The following is a 19,528-nucleotide window of genomic DNA, read 5'->3' as shown; positions in this document are numbered from 1 at the left end:
GCTCGCTGCCGGTAAAATCAAAACCGAATTTAACAAGCTTCAGCAGGCTTGCGCCGAACATTACGGGAATAGCAAGATAGAATGTGAATTCAGCAGCTACAGTTCTTGAAACTCCGATAAGAAGAGCTCCTACGATAGTAGCGCCTGAACGTGATGTTCCGGGGAATATAGCGGCTATGAGCTGGAATATACCGATTATCAGTGCTGCATTGTATGTGAGTTCTGCGATTGTATTTATCTTTGGTTTCCTGCTTTTGTTCCAGTTTTCAACAACTATGAAGGCGATACCGAAGACTATCAGAGCCACTGCAACTGTCCACGGATTGTAGAAATGCTCATCAATCCAGTCGTCAAGAAGGAAGCCGACGATAGCGGCTGGGATACAGGCTACAAGCACCTTGAACCACATCTGAAAGATATCGGTCTTTATCATCTGACCCAAGGGAGATTTGTTGAGCGGATGAGCGTTATCCTTTTTTCCGAAGGGCCAGAGCTTCTTCCAGAAGATTACAACAACGGCAAGTATTGCGCCGAACTGTATAACAACGTCGAACATTTCCTTGAAATCTTCTGATTTGTCGAGCTTGAGGAATTCTTCTACAAGTATCAGGTGACCTGTGCTACTTATAGGGAGCCATTCAGTAATGCCTTCAACTATTCCGAGTATTATCGTTTTGATTATTTCCCATGTCATATTTTGATCTGTTCCTTTCAAGTTGAAAATACAACTGATATTATATCATATATAATTATTGCTGTCAATATGTCTAATCGGAATATCTCATGAGTTTGAATTTCCTCTTGGATATAGTAAGTACGCCCTCTCTTTTAAGCCTTGATATCTCACGCTGCAAAGCGCTCCTGTTCACGCACAGGTAATCCGATAAGGCGGTGGTGGAAAATGGTATCTGAGGGGCTTTTCCCTTAGGTGTCTTTTCTTCAATGATACTCAGACAGCTTATGAGTTTGTCTTCAATCGAACGTTGGCTGAGGACTTCTATCCGCTCATTTAGAGAGATAGCTTTTTCCGACATTAGGTCAAGAAGGTTTTCAACCACTTTTGAATGACACTGACAGGCGTTCTCACATCTTTTGGTTATTTCCGAACGTCTGACGAACATTACCTCACATTCGCTTTCTGCAACTATCTCTATACCGCTTCGTTGGGAGGCTGTAAAGGTGAAGTACACGCCAAATACGCTCTGTTCATCGAGAGATTCCATTATAGAGCGCACACCATTTACATCGTATCTTACCATAACAGCCGTGCCGTTAAGAATAATGCCAAGTTTATCTGGATTGTCAGAGTAGTCCATTATACGGCTGTTGGGCTTGAATGCTCTTATATCTGCATTGAAACAGGTTATCATACGGCGGCAGTCTTCGGGATTTATTCCCTTGAATAAAACGTTATCCTCAGGTAACATATTTTTTAGCTCCTTTGTTGCATAAGCAACAGATTTTTTGTTTTTTATATGATACAATATATTCAGTCAAATGTCAATACTATAGTCAATACAAATTTTTACGGAGGTCGATTACAATGAATGTAAATGTTATAGGCGAACAGATTTCTCAGGACGAAATTAATGCTTATATTGATTACGGCAAAAAGAAGTACAGTGACAGAGAGATACTTGGTATGACCGTAAAGATTGACGGAGACTATGTCGATCTTCAGTACGATTTTGCCAAAGATGTTCCCTTTGATAGGATAAGAAGAATCACCGGTTACCTTGTAGGTACTCTTGACCGCTTCAATAATGGAAAGCGTGCGGAAGAGCACGACAGAGTTAAACATTCGGTTTGATTATGTCCATATAAGCAAGGCATCTGTCTTAGCTAGGACTCAATAATATTTTTATAATAATGGAGGAAAAAGATTATGAAGACTTATGTATGTCCCGTTTGCGGATACGTTCACGAAGGAGATGCACCCCCTGAGAAATGTCCTCAGTGCGGAGTTCCCGGTTCAAAGTTTATTGAAAAGGAAACAGGCGGTAAACTTGTATTTGCTTGTGAGCACGAGCTCGGAGTAGCAAAGGCTGTAACAGATACTGAGATAATTGACGGTCTTCGTTCAAATTTCACCGGAGAATGTACAGAGGTTGGTATGTACCTTGCAATGGCAAGAGTAGCATACAGGGAAGGCTACCCTGAGATTGGCGCATACTGGGAAAAGGCTGCTTACGAGGAGGCTGAGCACGCTGCAAAGTTTGCAGAACTTTTAGGAGAGGTTCTCTCTTCCTCTACAAAAGAAAATCTCGAAAAGAGAGTTGCTGCCGAGCATGGCGCTACAGAGGGTAAGCTTAAGCTCGCTAAGAGAGCTAAGGAGCTCAATCTTGACGCTATCCATGATACAGTTCATGAAATGGCAAAGGACGAGGCTCGTCACGGTAAGGCATTTGAAGGGCTTCTCAAGAGATATTTTGGCTGATATATACAAATTGAACGGCAAGGCTGAGGCTTTGCCGTTTTTTGTTTTTGTATCAATTCTTTTGTTTAAACTGAATCAAAACCCTTGCAAAAAAAAGAATAATTTGTTATAATATAATCACTTACTTTAACAGAGAGGTGGTATCTATGGAAAAAATACTCGATTGGGAAAAATATCTTGCAAAGGCAGCTGAAACAGTCTCGGAAGGCATTGTTATGCTTAAGAACGACAACGGTGCCCTGCCGCTTGATATGAACGAAACGGTATCAGTATTCGGAAGGATACAGCTACATTATTATAAAAGCGGTACTGGTTCAGGCGGAATGGTCAATGTTTCAAAGGTCACTGGCATAGTTGACGGAATGCTTGAAGCAGGTGTAAAGATAAATGAAGAGCTTCTTGAAATCTATCGAAAGTGGGACGAAGAAAATCCCTTTGAACAGGGTGACGGCTGGGGGGGCGAACCGTGGTCACAGAAGGAAATGCCTCTTGATGACAGCATTGTTGAGGCTGCTGCTGCAAATGGTAGCAGAGCTATTGTTATAATTGGTAGAACTGCCGGTGAGGAGCAGGATGCAAAAACAGAGCCAGGCTCCTACCTCTTATCCGAGCTGGAAATAGATATGCTCAGAAAAGTAAGAAAGCATTTCAGCAAGGTAATAGTACTTCTTAATGTCGGAAGTCTGATAGATATCAATAATATAAACAGCATAAGCCCTGATGCTTTATTATACGTATGGCAGGGCGGAATGACAGGCGGAACAGGTACGGCGGCTGTACTTACCGGAAAGGTTAGCCCGTCGGGAAAGCTGCCTGATACAATAGCAAGTGAGATAAGTGATTATCCTTCAGACGCATATTTTGGCGGTAAGGACAGAGATGTCTATGCTGAGGATATCTATGTGGGTTATCGCTGGTTTGAGACCTTTGCTAAAGAAAAGGTACTTTATCCTTTTGGATTTGGTCTTTCCTATACCTCATTTGATATTGAGCCTATTTCAATCAGTGGTGAAAAAGAGCTCATGTTTGCCTTTAAGGTCACCAATACAGGAAAATATCCTGGCAAAGAAGTCGTTCAGATATATATATGCAAGCCTCAGGGCAAGCTCGGTCAGCCTGCAAGAGAGCTTTGCGGTTTTGAGAAAACAAGGGAGCTTAAGCCCGGCGAGTCACAGAATATCACAATATCAGTAAATATGGAAAAGCTTGCTTCATATGATGATTTCGGAGCTTCCGGATATCAATACTGCTGGGTACTTGAGGACGGAGAATATGTATTCTATGCAGGTACCGATGTGCGTTCGGCAAATAAGGTCTATAGTTTTGTACAAGACAAAACGATCGTTGTTGAAAAATGCTCTCAGGCAATGGCGCCTGTTACGGTATTTGAGCGTGTTAAACCGCAGAAGCATGGAGAAGCATACAGCTTTATTATGGAAAAGGCACCTTTGAGCAGTGTAGACGAGGATAAACGCTATACAGAAGGAATACCTGATGAAATAAAATATACTGGCGATAAGGGAATAAAACTTAAAGATGTTAAAAGCGGAAAGAATACCATGAAGGAGTTTATTGCTCAGCTTTCGGATAACGCTCTTTCAAGCATAGTACGCGGTGAGGGAATGGGAAGTCCGAGAGTTACACCAGGCACTGCATCTGCTTTCGGTGGAGTGTCAGACGAGCTTGCTGGCTTTGGTATTCCTGCATGCTGCTGCTCTGATGGTCCTTCCGGAATGCGTTTGGACTGCGGTACCAAGGCTTTCAGCCTGCCAAACGGTACTCTGATAGCATCCACTTTCAACAGGGAGCTTGTTCGTGATCTTTTCATATTCACAGGAACGGAAATGAAGGCTAACAAGGTAGACTGTCTTCTAGGTCCGGGCATGAATATACATCGTCATCCCCTCAACGGACGTAATTTTGAATATTTCTCAGAGGATCCTTACCTTACAGGTCAGATTGCCGCAGCAGAACTTAATGGATTACATGAAATGGGTGTTACCGGTACAGTAAAGCACTGCTGCGCAAATAATCAGGAAACCAACAGGCATTTCCTTGACTCGGTCGTTTCGGAAAGAGCCCTGCGCGAGATATATCTAAAAGGTTTTGAGATAGCCGTGAAAGAAGGCGGAGCAAAGACCATAATGACAACATACGGTTCAGTAAACGGTCTTTGGACGGCAGGAAGTTACGATCTCAATACTGTCATACTAAGGAACGAATGGGGATTTAAGGGCTTTACTATGACTGACTGGTGGGCTAATGTGAATTTCCGCGGCAACGAACCTAAGAGAAGCTATTATGTACCGATGATAAGAGCTCAGAACGATGTATATATGGTCTGCTCAGATAGCGCTGGTGTTGATAAGGACATAATATCCGCACTGGAAATGGGCGTACTTTCAAGAGCTGAGTTACAGCGTAATGCAGCTAATATTCTTGGTTTTGTAATGACTACAGATGCAATGAAGAGAATAATAGGCGAGGCTGATACAGTGAAGATAATTAATCGTGCTGACAGCGAGGAAGATTCCAATGAACCTGTCATATTCTATGATATCGACAAGTATCTGAAAATTGATCTCAGCGGTGTAAAGTGTGTTAAAGGACAGAATCATGCTTTTGCACTAACATTGAAAGAGCCGGGCTGGTATAATGTGACTGTAACCGCTTCGTCCACTCAAAGTCCTTTGGCGCAGATACCTCTTACGATTTTCGGCATGGGTACGCCCTGCGGTACGCTTACATGGAACGGAACAGACGGCAAGCCTGTTTCGCTGTCCTGCGAGATACCATTGTTTTCACGTTTTTCTGCTATAAGACTTTATTTTGCACAGAATGGTCTAGCGCTCCATGATATCGTTTTTGAGCTTGTAAAAGCGGCTGAAAATATGGATCTTGCATTTGCATCGGAGGATTGAATATGAATATTCAGATATTCGGAACCAAAAAGTGTTTTGACAGTAAAAAGGCTGAACGTTATTTCAAGGAGCGCGGTATCAAGTATCAGTTTATTGATATGAAGGAAAAGGGGATGAGCCGCGGAGAGTTTAATAATGTCAAGAAAGCAGTTGGCGGTACAGACAAACTTATAAACAGCGCTTCAAAGGATAAAGATCTTCTTGCGTTGCTTAATTATCTTTCCGAGGAGGACATGGAAGAAAAGTTACTTGAAAATCCACAGGTAATTGTTACTCCTGTTGTCAGGAACGGAGCAAAAGCAACCATAGGTTATTGCCCTGAGGTCTGGAAGGAATGGGAGTAAATTAAGTTAAATGATAAAAATATATATTGAAAAGGAAAAAAATGCTAAAAGGTAGTGCATTTTTCCTTAAAATATGTTATAATTACAATATGTTAGTTTTTTACTGACACGGAAATGACGGAAAAATAGCTATTTTCCGCGAAATATTATTATATTAGGGATTATTTCCCGAAAGGAGCTATAATTATGGGTATTATTCAGGCAGCTCTCGTCGGAGCATCTCAGACTCTTGCCGATACATGGGAAGAGTTCTATACTTGTGACGCTCTGCCTTCTGACGTTCTTGTTGTAAGAGCAAAGAAGCAGCTCGGAAAACATTCTTCCAACACCAAGGGAAATGATAATGTTATTTCTGACGGAAGCGGTATAGTAGTTCATGAAGGTCAGGCTATGATAATGGTCGATCAGGGCATGGTTACAGAGATTGCTACAGAGCCAGGTATATACAAGTATCAGACTGGTACCTCTCCGAGTATTTTCAACAGCAGCTTTGGTACAGGTCTTAAAGATATGTTCAAGGAAATGTGGGAACGTATCAAGCACGGCGGAACTGCTGCAAAGGATCAGAGAATATACTATTTTAATATGAAAGAGATCCTTGACAATAAATTTGGTACGCAGAATCCCGTTCCTTTCAGGGTTGCTTACGAGGACCTCGGAAGAAGCTTTACAGTAGGTGTTCGTTGCAACGGTATCTATTCTTATAAGATCGCAGATCCGGTACTTTTTTATGTGAATGTATGCGGTGACGTTAAGGAGCGTTTCCTCCGTTCTGAGATTGATAATCAGCTCAAGAGCGAGTTCCTTGATTCTCTCCAGCCTGCTTTCGCAGCTATCTCTGCTTCAGGCATAAGATACGATCAGCTCCCTGGAAGACAGAGAGAAGTAAAGGCTGCTATTGAGACCGAAGTCGATCCTATGTGGAGAGAGAAGAGAGGTCTAAAGATCTGGACTGTTAATATCAATTCAGCTACTATCTCCGAAGAGGACACAAAGAGAATCCAGGAGTTTGAAGACAGAGCATGGAATCGTGATCCTGGCAATGCTGCAGCAACTCTCGTTGAAGCACAGGCACAGGCTATGCAGAATGCTGCAAACAATCCTAACGGCGCTGCTATGGGACTTTTCGGTATGGGTATGGCTCAACAGGCTGGCGGCACTAACGCTCAGAACCTATTTGGCATGGCTCAGCAGAATCAGGCACAGCAGGCTGCTAAGCCGGTAGTAGGTGCTCCTTCTGCAGATTCATGGAAGTGCGAGTGCGGCGAGACAAATACAGGCAAGTTCTGTTCTTCTTGCGGAAAGGCAAAGCCTGTAGTACTAACACCTGACGGCTGGACCTGTGACTGTGGAGCTGTAAATAAGGGCAGATTCTGCTCTAATTGCGGCCAGAAAAAGCCTGAGGGCGCACCACTATACAAGTGTGATAAGTGTGGATGGGAGCCTGAGGATCCTAAGAATCCTCCGAAGTTCTGTCCTGAGTGCGGCGATCCTTTCAATGATGACGATATTGTAAAATAAATCATAAATAAACGGGCGGACCTTAGCGTCTGCCCGTTTTAAATAATATACTGCTAAGAGGTGCAAATATGGCAGATGTGACCGAATACAAATGCCCTAACTGCGGAGCTCCGATGTATTATGACATAAATATGGAAAGGGTTACCTGCAGCTTCTGTTCAAATACCTATGATAAAGAGTATATAGTCTCCCATTTTGACGAAGTTACCGAGGAAAAACTCTCGGATTTTGATTGGGTTGAAAGAGCAAAGTATGTATGGGAGCCTTATGAGGTAGACGAGCTTGAAGAGTTCAGATGTTCTTCTTGTGGCGGAAAGATTATAACCAAAGCATTCTATGCTACTGCAAAATGTCCTTTTTGCAAGCATTATGTAATAATTTCTTCAGATTTTGATGGTGATATTCGTCCGGATAAGGTGATACCATTTAAAGTACCCTCAAAGACATTTCTTGATAAATATTCGGAATATATATCGGAGTTCGAAAGTGTTCCCAGGGAGTTCAGAAGTAAGGATGTTCAAAAAAAAATAGTAGGTTGTTACATACCAGTATGGAGGTACAGTTGCACATATAAACCGGATGAAAGCTTTGATATAAGTGTAAAGCACTATCCTATACTTGCAAATGATGTGGATATATGCGAAGAAGTGTTTTATTCGCTTCTGCCTTATGAATATAGTGATGCGGAAGATTTTTCTGAATCTTATATTGCAGGTTTTTCTGCCAGCAGATATATTATAGGAGCAGAAAACGCTATGAAAAGCACCGATTATGCATTGCAGTCTATTTACAATGAAGAATCCGGCGTTAAAGCATTTTCAAATAAAATAGAAGATAAAAAGCTGTTAGATACAGGCAGAAAAATGGACAGGCTTCTGAGAATTGATATGAATCGATATATACATAACAGGAAGCTTTCATATTATCTTGTACCTGTATGGCTCCTAAATATAAACTATAATAATGAGAAATTCACTTATGCCATGAACGGACAAACAGGAAAGTTGCGTGTCGATAATGTACCTAAAAAAAATAAAGTAGTCACTTTGTCATTACTGATATTTCCATTATTGCAGGCATTGCTGTTTGCTTGCGCATATTTGTCATTACAAAGAACTGGAATGAGAGCAATTGTTTTGATTTTGTTTTTTGCTTATTTTATGTCTTTATTCAATTACTATTTAGCGAAAAGTATACGGAAAAAATTGTCAAAAAAAATGGTGTACTTCAAATCCGTGAGATATGAAGAACAAAAGGTCTGGAGCATAAAGGATTTTATGATCCGGCATTGATTAAAAGACTAATAATTACAGAGGTGAAATAAATGTCTGATGTAATAGAATATAAATGTCCCGCATGCGGCGGAAAGCTCGAATTTAACTCAGGATCTCAGAAAATGAGATGTCCATTCTGCGAATCTGAATTCGATGTTGATTCTATAAAGGATCACGATAATTGTCTTGAACATATCAAGGAAGATGATATGGAGTGGGAGACTTCTGCCGGAAGCGAATGGCAGTCTGAAGAAAAAGAGAATATGCGCGTATATACCTGCAAATCCTGCGGTGGCGAGATAATTACTGATGCTACGACTTCCGCTTCAAAATGCCCGTATTGCGACAATCCTGTTGTTATGTCCGGTAATTTTTCCGGAGCCCTTAAGCCTGATTATATTATTCCGTTTAAATATGATAAGGAAGCTGCAAAGGCAGCCTTAAACAAGCATATCGAAGGAAGAAAGCTTCTTCCGAAGGTGTTTAAGGATCAGAATCATATCGATGAAATAAAGGGAGTTTATGTACCTGTCTGGCTGTTTGACGCTGATGCAGAGGGAAAAATGCTCTTCAAGGGCGAAAAGCTGCGCAGTTGGAGCGACGGAAAGTTCAATTATATTGAAAGAAGCTATTTCTCCGTTCAAAGAGAGGGAATAGTGCAATACGAGCTTGTTCCTGTTGATGGTTCGTCAAAAATGCAGGACGAGCTTATGGAATCTATAGAGCCCTTTGATTTCAAAGATGCAGTTGAGTTCAAAACTGCATATCTTTCAGGATATCTTGCTGATAAATATGATATTGATGCCGAACAGAGCGTGGAACGTGCAAACGAAAGAATAAAGAATACTACAGAACAGATTATATCAGGTACTGTTCAGGGATACAATTCTCTAACAAAAGAAAGTGGTTCTGTATGTTTACACAATGCAAAATCAAAATATGCCCTTTATCCTGTATGGATACTTAATACTACATGGGACGGAAAGAAGTATGTCTTTGCAATGAACGGTCAGACTGGAAAATTTGTCGGAGATCTTCCGATTGATCACGGAGCTTCCGCAAAGTACTTCTGGGGAATCACTGCAGCTGTTACAGCAGTTTGCTTTGGCATATCACTCCTTCTGGGACTTGGCTGAGGAGGTACTGGCAATGTATAAAAGAAGAATAAGCTTCGCAGTCACAGCAATTGTTTCACTTATCCTGTTAGTAATGAGCTTTGCTGCTGTAATATATTCAGCACAGACAGGAATGGTTGCTGCTGCCGATTATGAATTCAATTTCATAGATGAGGAAGATGCGACGGAAGACTATGACATCGGAGACTATGAAAGCGGTATAATTGAATTCAGTACTGATGAAAACAATTATAATAGTATAGTATATCAGGAAACGAATTTGAGAAAACCTTCATTCAATCCTGTAAAGGCTTTTCTTATATGTCTTATCATAGGTCTTGTTGTGGCGTTTATTGCTGTTTCCATAATGAAATCAAGTATGAAGTCGGTATACAAAAAACAAGGCGCTTCCGATTACAGGAAGCAGAACAGTTTTGAGCTGAAAGTAAAGTCTGATACGCCACTTGGCTCAAGGATCGAAAAGAGTCCTGTAATGAGAGTTGAAAACCCATCTCAGCGCAGCCCCAAAAATTGATATTATAAATTAAATATTTTTATGTTGACAAATATAATCGTTTGTTGTATAATTAATGTAATATGGCGTTTTATAGCTGTAGTATGGTGATATGTTAAGGATATCAAGAAAAGTTTAATGGAGGAAACAGATATATGTGCGGAATTGTTGGATTTACAGGCAGTACTCAGGCAGCACCGATACTGCTAGACGGTCTTTCAAAGCTTGAGTACAGAGGTTATGACTCGGCAGGAATCGCTGTAAGAGACGGTGAAAAGGAAACTGAAGTTGTAAAGGCTAAGGGAAAGCTTAAGGTCCTTAAGGAAATGACAAATAACGGTGACGCAGTAAGAGGCGACTGCGGAATCGGTCACACTCGTTGGGCAACTCACGGCGAGCCCTCTGCTTTGAACGCTCATCCGCATTCAAGTGATGATGAAAACGTTATTGCCGTTCACAACGGAATCATAGAGAATTATCAGGAACTTAAGGAAAAGCTTGTTAAAAGCGGTTATACTTTTGTTTCACAGACAGATACAGAGGTTGCTGTTAAGCTTATAGACTATTACTTCAAGAAATATGGTCTTGGCCCTGTTGATTCCATCGCACGTGCAATGATAAGAATAAGAGGCTCTTATGCTCTTGCAGTTATGTTCAAGGATTATCCTGGCGAGATCTATACAGCACGTAAGGATAGCCCTATGATAATCGGTATATCAAACGGAGAGACTTATGTAGCTTCCGACGTTCCGGCAATACTTAAATATACGAGAAATGTTTACTACATCGGCAATATGGAGATTGCAAAGCTAGTAAAGGGCGGCGTTACATTCTACAATATCGACCGTGAAGAGATCGAAAAACCTCTCACAGAGATAAAGTGGGACGCAGAGGCTGCTGAAAAGGGTGGATATGAGCATTTCATGCTTAAGGAGATTCACGAGCAGCCTAAGGTAGTTCGTGACACTATCAATTCTGTAGTTAAGAACGGAAAGATTGACTTCTCAGATGTCGGTCTCACTGACGAGGAAATGCAGAAAATAAGCCAGATTTACATTGTTGCCTGCGGAAGTGCATATCATGTAGGTATGGCTATACAGTACGTTGTTGAGGACTTTACATCTATCCCAGTAAGAGTTGAACTTGCTTCAGAGTTCAGATATAGAAAGATGACTCTTGTTCCGAACAGTCTAGTTATAATAATCAGTCAGTCAGGTGAGACTGCAGACAGCCTTGCCGCATTGAGGGAAGCTAAGGAGAAGGGCATAAAGACTCTTGGCATTGTCAATGTTGTAGGTTCATCCATTGCTCGTGAAGCAGACAATGTATTCTATACTCTTGCAGGTCCAGAGATTTCAGTTGCTACTACCAAGGCTTATAGCACACAGCTTATTGCCGGATATCTTCTTGCTATGCAGTTTGCAGTTGCAAGAGGTGAAATGTCTGAGGATCAATGCGAGGAGCTTCTTAAGGAGCTGTTCACTATCCCAGATAAAATCAAGAAGATCCTTGAAGACAAGGAGCGTATCCAGTGGTTTGCAAACAAGCTTGCAGGTGCTAAGGATGCATTCTTTATTGGACGTGGTATTGACTATGCTATCGGTCTTGAGGGTAGCCTCAAGATGAAAGAAATCAGTTATATCCATTCCGAGGCTTATGCTGCTGGTGAGCTCAAGCACGGACCTATAAGTCTTATCGAGGAAGGAATTCCGGTTATTGGTGTTCTCACACAGCAGGAGCTTTACGAAAAGACTGTTAGCAATATGGTGGAGGTAAAGAGCCGAGGTGCTTCACTTATGGGACTCACTACTTATGGGAATTACAGTATAGAGGATCTTGCTGATTTCACAGTATATATCCCGCAGACTGATCCTCATTTTGCAGGCAGTCTGTCTGTAATACCTCTTCAGCTTCTTGGATACTATGTATCAGTTGCAAAGGGATTCGACGTAGATAAGCCAAGAAACCTTGCAAAGAGTGTAACAGTAGAATAAAAAGCATAAAGGCTGTCGCTTCATGCGTCAGCCTTTAGTATTAATTTCAGGAGTTAATATGGAAAATATTAAAAGATCAATAACTGAGCTTGGCAATCCTGCGAAACCGCAAGGAGAGGCAGGCGTAGAAATGCTTTTGGGAATGAATGTGCATCATTCAGGTGTTACCGGTTGGGCGCTTAGCTTTCTTGAAGCCGAATCTTCGGATATTATACTGGACATCGGTTGTGGCGGCGGAGAGGCATTGAGACGTATTTCCTCGGATGTTGTTACAGGTAAGCTTTACGGAGTAGATCATTCTGACGTATCGGTTAGACTTTCAACGGAGCACAACGCTAAAGATGTTGAATGCGGAAAAATACGAATTATAAAAGCATCTGTTGATAAGCTTCCGTTTGAAGATAACTTTTTTAATAAAGTCTTGACGGTTGAGAGTTTTTATTTCTGGAAAGACCCGGCGGAAAATCTCAAAGAAGTTTTGCGTGTGATCAAAAAAGGCGGAAAGCTTTTCATTGCTGCGGATATTCATGGGGATGCTGAACTTGATGAAAAGGACATAGAAGGAATTGAGAAATTCAGTCTTTTTAATCCTTCTCTTGCAGAGTTCCGGTCATTACTCGAAAACGCAGGATTCATAAATGTAAAGTTACATACCAAATCAGGTGAAAAATGGGTATGTGCTGAGGGAGAAAAATAACACTTTTAATTCTGACTGTAAAACGGTGATATATCTGGTACATTTCCGATTATTACTGTTTCGGCGATTAGAAACTCAAAATTAGTCTCTGAATTGAATTTATAGACAGGGGTTGAGGATGTAAGTTTTATCCCAATAATAGCTGATATGCTGTGTTTTGTCTGATTTATTCCAGCTCCTGTAATTTCACTTTTTATACTAACGTCAGCCGAGCCGAGCGGGCAGAGCTTTATATGTATTTTCGGACCTTTTCCATTTAATAAACAGGTTTGTGTCAGCGAACCTATCGGTATTGTTGTTGTTACTTCTTTTGCTTTTTTCATACGCTGGTTTATGAGGTATGTGAGTTCGGACTGGACTTTATTAATGTTATAAGATAAAGCCTCAACTGATGATACCTGTTTTTTGTCATCATAAAGTACTGCTGCAAAGTCGCTGTATTTGTACTGGTTATCCCTGAGATAATCGGAAACTGTACTTTCAACGATTTCTGCGGATGTCTTTTCAGCAAAATGTTTAGCCTGTTCAGTTATTACAGGTCTTAAAAGCTTTTCTATCATTAACGCAGAAAATAACAACACAGTTATAAGGAAAAATGGGAGTAAGGGTATCCTTTTGTTTGATCTTCGTATTCTTTTTTTCATAGCATTCTCCTTTTTATTATTATATTCAAAGTTTCTGTATAAGGTTACAGCAGTGTATATGGACAAAACTGTTTTTTTATGCTACAATAGAGCCAATATCTTATGATACCGAGGTGAGACCATGAAAAATATAACTATTGGGATAACAGCCCATGTAGATTCCGGAAAAACTACCCTCGCGGAAGCGATACTTTATAAAACTGGTGCTATTCGCAAGCTCGGAAGAGTTGACAGCGGCAGTTCCGCCCTTGATACTGATTCTATAGAAAGAGAACGCGGCATAACTATTTTTTCTGCTCAAGCTGAGTTTACAGCGAACGATATAAGATATACTCTTCTTGATACTCCTGGACATGTTGATTTTACAGCGGAGACTGAGCGTACAATGTGCGTACTTGATTATGCAATACTGGTCATCAGCGGCACAGACGGAGTTCAAAGCCATACTCATACCTTATGGAAGCTACTTCAAAAGTATGAGGTGCCTGTATTTATCTTTGTAAATAAAATGGATCTCATAGGCGCAGAAAAAAGCTCTATAATTCATGATCTCAGTAACAAACTTTCCGCAGAATGTGTTGATTTTACAGGGAACAGCTCTGAAATAGCAGAAGTTTCCGCATTTTGCTCCGAAAAGCTTATGGAAAAGTATCTTTCTGATAACGGGCTAGATACTACTGATATCGCAGAGGCTGTAAAAAATAGAGAGATCTTTCCGTGCTTTTTCGGTTCAGCTTTGAAAATGGAGGGAATTGAGGAGTTTATAGGTATACTTCGTGATTATTCTTTACCTTCTGTCTACAGCAGCGAATTCGGCGCAAAGGTTTATAAGATATCATATGATCAGAAGGGCACAAGGCTCACACATTTAAAAATAATGGGCGGAAAGCTTTGTATGCGTGATGAGATCAACTACAGGGATATTGATAGTAATGATATAACTGGTAAGATTAGCTCTATAAGATTTTATACGGGAGAAAAATTTCGCAGTTCCGAATCCGCTTTTTCCGGCGATGTCTGCGCTGTGACAGGCCTTGCAGGAACTTATGCAGGGCAGGGGATAGGCTTTATCAGGAATAGCGACAGAGCTTTTATTGAACCGGTAATGACATATAAAGTAATACTTCCCGACGAAGTTAACGTATATGATGCTTTGAAAGACCTTAGGCTATTTGAGGATGAAGATCCACAACTCCATATTGTGTGGAATGAGCAGAACCGAGAGATACATATACAGCTTATGGGAGCTGTTCAGATAGAAGTTCTTACACGTAAGATTCTTGATAAATTCGAATTTGCTGCTGAGTTTGCAGACGGAGCAGTTGCCTATAAGGAGACGATACGTTTCCCTGTTGAAGGAGTAGGACACTATGAGCCTCTCAGGCATTATGCCGAAGCTCATATACTACTTGAACCTCTCCCATTGGGCAGCGGACTTGTATTTGATTCGTCATGTTCAGAGGACGAACTTGATAGAAACTGGCAGAGACTTATACTTACACACCTTGCAGAAAAAACTCATATAGGCGTACTGACGGGCTCACCGATAACTGATATGAAGCTTACACTTGTTGCAGGAAAAGCTCATTTGAAGCATACAGAGGGAGGAGATTTCAGGCAGGCTACCTACAGAGCTGTAAGGCAGGGATTGAGAAGTGCTGAATCAGTTTTGCTTGAACCTTATTACGAGTATGAGCTTTCAGTGCCAAACGAAAATGTCGGCAGAGCAATATCTGATTTACAGCATAAGTCTGCCGAATTCAGCAGTCCTGAAATGTACGGAGATATTTCAATCATAAAAGGCTATGCACCGGTTTCCGAGTTTAACAGCTATCAAGCTGAGGTCATTGCTTATACCCGCGGAAAAGGAAGGCTTTCTCTGAATTTCAGCGGGTACAGAGAGTGTCATGATACGGAAAGGATCATTGCCGAGACAGGCTATGACTGCGACGGTGATACAGAAAACTGCGCGGATTCTATATTTTGTTCACACGGAGCAGGGTATAACGTCAAATGGGATAAGGTCTGGGAATGTATGCATATTCCTTTTGCCGCTGATTTAAACAACAGCGAAGAAAGCTACGAAGAAAAAAGTTTGAAAGCCTCACGGTTTATTGAAAAGGCTGTGAGTGATGAAGAGCTTATGGCAATATTCGAGATGACCTATGGAAAGATAAAACGTGAGCCTAGCAGAGCCTTCAAAAAGACAAAAGTTGTAAATATAGAAGACAAGAATTTACGTTTGCCAAAGTATTCGGGACCCGATTATCTTCTCGTTGATGGCTATAATATCATTTTTTCATGGGAAGACCTAAAAAAAATAGCAGAAGATAACCTTGATGCGGCTCGTGGAGAACTTATAAACAGAATGTGCAATTATCAGGGATATGCAGGCTGCGAGCTTATCCTTGTCTTTGATGCGTATAAGGTCAAAGGAAAGCATCGTGATGTGGAAAAATACTGTAATATAAATATAGTATACACTAAGGAATCAGAAACGGCAGATACATATATCGAGAGAGTAACGCATACACTGTCAAAGGAGCACCGTGTCCGTGTTGCTACTTCTGATGGAGTGGAGCAAATGATAATTTTAGGTAACGGAGCAATGAGAATATCAGCTTCAGAATTCAAAAAAAGATGTATTGCAGCAGAAACCGCAATTAAAGAGTATATAGACAGTATGAAATAGCAAAAAAGGACTTGCATAAAGCGAGTCCTTTTGTCATTTTACCAGATGATTTTGTTTAATATAAAAAATAAATACAAATTTTGTAAAAATAGTGGAAATTTCAAACGGTATATGTTATAATAATTTTTGATTGGGATTTTTGCAGGAAAGCATTGATCCTTGTTCCCATAAGGGAAACAGTGTAATTTTATCTGCTATGCAGATTTATATTTTTGAGGAGGCTTGTACATGAAAAAAGTGCAACTGACAGAAACCGTATTGCGTGATGCCAATCAGTCACTGATGGCTACACGTCTGCCATATTCGGATTATGAGGGCATCTTGTCTGATATGGACAAAGCAGGTTATTATTCAATCGAATGCTGGGGCGGAGCAACATTTGACTCATGCCTACGTTATCTCGGAGAGGATCCATGGGAAAGACTTCGCAATCTCAGAAAGCATCTTCCCAATACCAGACTCCAGATGCTTCTCAGAGGACAGAACCTTTTGGGATATAAGCACTATCACGATGATGTAGTTGAGAAGTTTGTTGAGCTTTCTATTAAGAATGGTATCGACGTTATCCGTATCTTTGACGCTCTCAATGATTTCAGAAATATCGAGACAGCTCTTAATGCAACAAAGAAGTATGCTACAGAAAAGACTATCGCTTCAGGCTGTATCTCTTATACACAGAGTCCAGTACATACAGTTGACAAGTATATTGAGATGTGCAAGGAGCTCAAGACTATGGGCTTTGATACTATCTGCCTTAAGGACATGGCAGGTACAATGTCTCCTTATGAGGCAGAGCATCTTATAAAAGGTATCAAGGACGCTATTGGTGATATGACACTCGTACTACACACACACTGTACTACAGGCATGGCTTATATGACGATTACAAAGGCTATCGAGTCAGGTATCGACGTTATTGACTGCGCTACATCATGTTTCTCAGGTGGTACTTCACAGCCTTCAACTGAAACTATGTACTATGCTCTCAGCCAGTATGGTATTGACAGCGGTCTTAATGAAGATATCATAAATAAGGTAAATGACTACTTTAAACCTATCAAGCAGAAGTATATTGACAACGGTCAGTTAAATCCAAAGAGCCTTGCAACTGATGCACAGGCACTCGTATACAAGGTTCCCGGCGGTATGCTTTCAAATATGATAGCTAATCTTACAGATATGCACGCAATGGATAAGTTTGACGCTGCGCTTGCTGAAATACCAAAGGTAAGAGCAGATATGGGATATCCTCCACTGGTTACTCCACTTTCACAGATGGTAGGAAATCAGGCTGTAACAAATGTACTTGTTGGTGAAAGATACAAGAACATCTCTAAGGAGATAAAGAACTATATAAAGGGCGAATACGGCAATCCTCCTGCACCAATCGCAAAGGAGCTTGTAGATAAAGTTCTCGGTGACAGTGAAGCTGTTGACTGCCGTATCGAGGATCAGAAGCGCACAGGCGAGGAATTTGCTGAAGCTAAGAAGGTTCTCGGCGATCTCTGCCGCAGTGAAGAGGATGTAATGAGCTATATATGCTATCCGGATCAGACACTTAAGTTCTTGAAGGAACGCAAAGCCAAGGAAGAAAACGAAGCTGTTTATACTATCGAGGCTATGTAAGGAGGAAGAACCATGTTTGATAATGTTATTCTTTCTGCCGCGGCTGAGGGAACAAAGGATATTTCCATCGGCGATGCAGCTATAACTGCTATATTCGGATATACAGTAGTTTTTGCAGGACTTGTTTGTCTTATGATACTTCTGTACTGCACTGGTGCATACTTCAAGTCGAAGAATGCCAAGGAAGAGGCAGCTAAAAAGGCTGCTGCTGAAGTAAAGGCTGCACCTGTTGCCGCTGAGGTCAAGGCGGATCTTCCTCTCGCTCCCGGTTCAGCTGGTCATGTTAAGCTCTTTGACGTTCCTGATAAGGAAGCTGCTATGATAATGGCTATTGTTGCCGACAAAATGCAGAAGCCGCTCAACGAGCTGCACTTTATTTCCATTAAGGAGGTCAAATAATCATGAAATATAAAGTTACTCTTAACGGTAAGACTTATGAGGTTGAGGTAGAGCAGGGAAAGGCTGTTCTTCTTGATGAATATGAGGCACTTGCACCTGCACCAGCCGCAGCGGCTACTCCTGTTGCCGCTGCTCCGGCTGCAGCTCCCGCTCCTGCGGCTGCACCTGCTGCTCCCGTAAATCTAGCAGCAGGCGAAACTGTTACAGCTCCTATGCCTGGAAATATCATCAGAGTCGATGTTGCACAGGGTGATACAGTAAAGGCTGGTCAGATTCTTATTATTCTCGAAGCTATGAAAATGGAAAATGAAATAGTAGCTCCTAAGGACGGTACAGTTGCTCAGGTAGTTACTAGCAAGGGTTCTGTTGTAGACACAGGCGCTCCTCTGATCGTTATCGCATAAGGAGGAACGACAATGGATATTCTTGAAACCCTTAAAACCCTGTGGGAAAGCTCTGGCTTCCATAGCTTTCTCGTTGACGGAGGCTGGAAGAACCTCTTAATGATCTTTGTTTCATGTGTTCTCCTTTACCTCGGAATCAAAAAGAAGTTTGAACCGCTTCTTCTCGTTGGTATTGCTTTTGGCTGTCTGCTCGTAAATCTCTCATATTTCGGTGCAGGCTCGACGGACGCTCTTTACCACATGGACCTGTGGGATAACTTCCTCAATCACGATCACCCAGATTATCATAGCTATGGTGCTATCATGCGTAACGGTGGACTCCTTGATATCCTTTACATAGGTGTTAAGGCAGGTATCTATCCTTCACTGATCTTTATGGGTGTTGGTGCTATGACTGACTTTGGTCCGCTTATATCCAATCCTAAGAGCCTTCTCCTCGGAGCTGCCGCTCAGATGGGTGTATTCCTTGCTTTCTTCGGAGCTGTTTGCCTCGGATTTACCGGCAATCAGGCAGCTTCTATCGGTATCATCGGCGGTGCTGACGGTCCTACAGCTATCTTCCTTACCACAAAGCTGGCTCCGGAGCTTCTCGGACCTATCGCTATCGCAGCATATTCATATATGGCTCTCATTCCTATGATACAGCCTCCGATCATGAAGCTCCTCACCACAAAGAAGGAGAGAGAGGTAAAGATGGAGCAGTCAAGAACTGTTTCAAAGACAGAGAAGATAATCTTCCCTATAATCGTTGCCATGTTCGTTATTCTTCTTCTTCCTTCAACTGCTCCTCTTGTAGGCTGCCTTATGCTTGGAAACCTCTGGAGAGAGTGCGGAGTTACAGAGAGACTTTCCGATACTGTTCAGAATGCTCTTATGAATATCGTAACTGTATTCCTCGGAATCTCAGTCGGCGCTACAACTGCTGCTGAGCGTTTCCTCTCACTGG

Annotated in this window: 18 protein-coding genes; 15 read left to right on the top strand and 3 right to left on the bottom strand. The window is 41.5% G+C overall.

Going from position 1 to position 19,528, the window contains the following annotated elements; translation table 11 throughout:
• The coding region (locus J6U00_RS00280) for an undecaprenyl-diphosphate phosphatase (protein ID WP_296577427.1) at nucleotides 1-694 on the bottom strand (694 nt) is incomplete at its 3' end.
• 73 nt (nucleotides 695-767) lie between these two features.
• Nucleotides 768-1,427 (bottom strand): Crp/Fnr family transcriptional regulator, encoded by a 660-nt coding sequence (locus tag J6U00_RS00275; RefSeq protein ID WP_296577424.1) that lies wholly within the window; start codon nucleotides 1,425-1,427, stop codon nucleotides 768-770.
• Nucleotides 1,428-1,543: 116 nt separating this feature from the next.
• Between J6U00_RS00275 and nrdD the strand changes: the two genes are divergently transcribed.
• From nrdD to J6U00_RS00225, 10 genes are all read left to right on the top strand, one after another.
• On the top strand, nucleotides 1,544-1,810 hold the full coding sequence (nrdD, locus tag J6U00_RS00270) for an anaerobic ribonucleoside-triphosphate reductase (RefSeq protein WP_296577422.1): 267 nt from the start codon (nucleotides 1,544-1,546) through the stop codon (nucleotides 1,808-1,810).
• A 75-nt stretch (nucleotides 1,811-1,885) separates the two neighbouring features.
• Nucleotides 1,886-2,437 (top strand): NADH peroxidase, encoded by a 552-nt coding sequence (locus J6U00_RS00265; protein WP_296577420.1) that lies wholly within the window; start codon nucleotides 1,886-1,888, stop codon nucleotides 2,435-2,437.
• A gap of 146 nt (nucleotides 2,438-2,583) precedes the next feature.
• Nucleotides 2,584-5,358 carry a glycoside hydrolase family 3 protein gene (locus J6U00_RS00260; protein WP_296577418.1) on the top strand — a complete coding sequence of 925 codons (2,775 nt, stop codon included), beginning with the start codon at nucleotides 2,584-2,586 and terminating at the stop codon, nucleotides 5,356-5,358.
• A gap of 2 nt (nucleotides 5,359-5,360) precedes the next feature.
• Complete coding sequence (locus J6U00_RS00255) at nucleotides 5,361-5,702, top strand: arsenate reductase family protein (protein ID WP_296577416.1); 342 nt, start codon at nucleotides 5,361-5,363, stop codon at nucleotides 5,700-5,702.
• Nucleotides 5,703-5,888: 186 nt separating this feature from the next.
• The gene (locus J6U00_RS00250; protein WP_296577413.1) at nucleotides 5,889-7,223 is read left to right on the top strand and encodes an SPFH domain-containing protein; all 1,335 of its coding nucleotides are present in this window, start codon (nucleotides 5,889-5,891) and stop codon (nucleotides 7,221-7,223) included.
• Nucleotides 7,224-7,291: 68 nt separating this feature from the next.
• The gene (locus J6U00_RS00245) at nucleotides 7,292-8,515 is read left to right on the top strand and encodes a hypothetical protein (protein ID WP_296577411.1); all 1,224 of its coding nucleotides are present in this window, start codon (nucleotides 7,292-7,294) and stop codon (nucleotides 8,513-8,515) included.
• 32 nt (nucleotides 8,516-8,547) lie between these two features.
• The gene (locus J6U00_RS00240; RefSeq protein ID WP_296577409.1) at nucleotides 8,548-9,633 is read left to right on the top strand and encodes a hypothetical protein; all 1,086 of its coding nucleotides are present in this window, start codon (nucleotides 8,548-8,550) and stop codon (nucleotides 9,631-9,633) included.
• Between the two features lie 13 nt (nucleotides 9,634-9,646).
• Entirely contained in the window at nucleotides 9,647-10,147 is a 501-nt protein-coding gene (locus J6U00_RS00235) for a hypothetical protein (RefSeq protein ID WP_296577406.1), read from the top strand.
• A gap of 134 nt (nucleotides 10,148-10,281) precedes the next feature.
• The gene (glmS, locus tag J6U00_RS00230) at nucleotides 10,282-12,120 is read left to right on the top strand and encodes a glutamine--fructose-6-phosphate transaminase (isomerizing) (protein ID WP_296577405.1); all 1,839 of its coding nucleotides are present in this window, start codon (nucleotides 10,282-10,284) and stop codon (nucleotides 12,118-12,120) included.
• A gap of 58 nt (nucleotides 12,121-12,178) precedes the next feature.
• Nucleotides 12,179-12,817 (top strand): class I SAM-dependent methyltransferase, encoded by a 639-nt coding sequence (locus tag J6U00_RS00225; protein ID WP_296577403.1) that lies wholly within the window; start codon nucleotides 12,179-12,181, stop codon nucleotides 12,815-12,817.
• A gap of 5 nt (nucleotides 12,818-12,822) precedes the next feature.
• Here J6U00_RS00225 and yunB read toward each other — a convergent pair whose 3' ends face one another.
• Entirely contained in the window at nucleotides 12,823-13,461 is a 639-nt protein-coding gene (gene yunB / locus J6U00_RS00220) for a sporulation protein YunB (protein ID WP_296577401.1), read from the bottom strand.
• Nucleotides 13,462-13,582: 121 nt separating this feature from the next.
• Between yunB and J6U00_RS00215 the strand changes: the two genes are divergently transcribed.
• The 5 genes from J6U00_RS00215 to J6U00_RS00195 form a co-directional block, all read left to right on the top strand.
• Nucleotides 13,583-16,153 (top strand): TetM/TetW/TetO/TetS family tetracycline resistance ribosomal protection protein, encoded by a 2,571-nt coding sequence (locus J6U00_RS00215; protein ID WP_296577399.1) that lies wholly within the window; start codon nucleotides 13,583-13,585, stop codon nucleotides 16,151-16,153.
• Between the two features lie 228 nt (nucleotides 16,154-16,381).
• A complete protein-coding gene (locus J6U00_RS00210) occupies nucleotides 16,382-17,779 on the top strand; it encodes a pyruvate carboxylase subunit B (RefSeq protein ID WP_296577397.1) in 1,398 nt (465 codons plus the stop codon).
• A 12-nt stretch (nucleotides 17,780-17,791) separates the two neighbouring features.
• The gene (locus tag J6U00_RS00205; RefSeq protein WP_296577396.1) at nucleotides 17,792-18,178 is read left to right on the top strand and encodes an OadG family transporter subunit; all 387 of its coding nucleotides are present in this window, start codon (nucleotides 17,792-17,794) and stop codon (nucleotides 18,176-18,178) included.
• Between the two features lie 2 nt (nucleotides 18,179-18,180).
• On the top strand, nucleotides 18,181-18,582 hold the full coding sequence (locus tag J6U00_RS00200; RefSeq protein ID WP_296577394.1) for a biotin/lipoyl-containing protein: 402 nt from the start codon (nucleotides 18,181-18,183) through the stop codon (nucleotides 18,580-18,582).
• A 12-nt stretch (nucleotides 18,583-18,594) separates the two neighbouring features.
• On the top strand, nucleotides 18,595-19,528 hold a 934-nt coding region (locus J6U00_RS00195), incomplete at its 3' end, for a sodium ion-translocating decarboxylase subunit beta (protein WP_296577392.1).

This window comes from Ruminococcus sp. (assembly GCF_017650195.1).
Classification (GTDB): Bacteria; Bacillota; Clostridia; order Oscillospirales; family Ruminococcaceae; genus Ruminococcus.
This window is presented reverse-complemented; position numbering and strand designations above follow the sequence as displayed.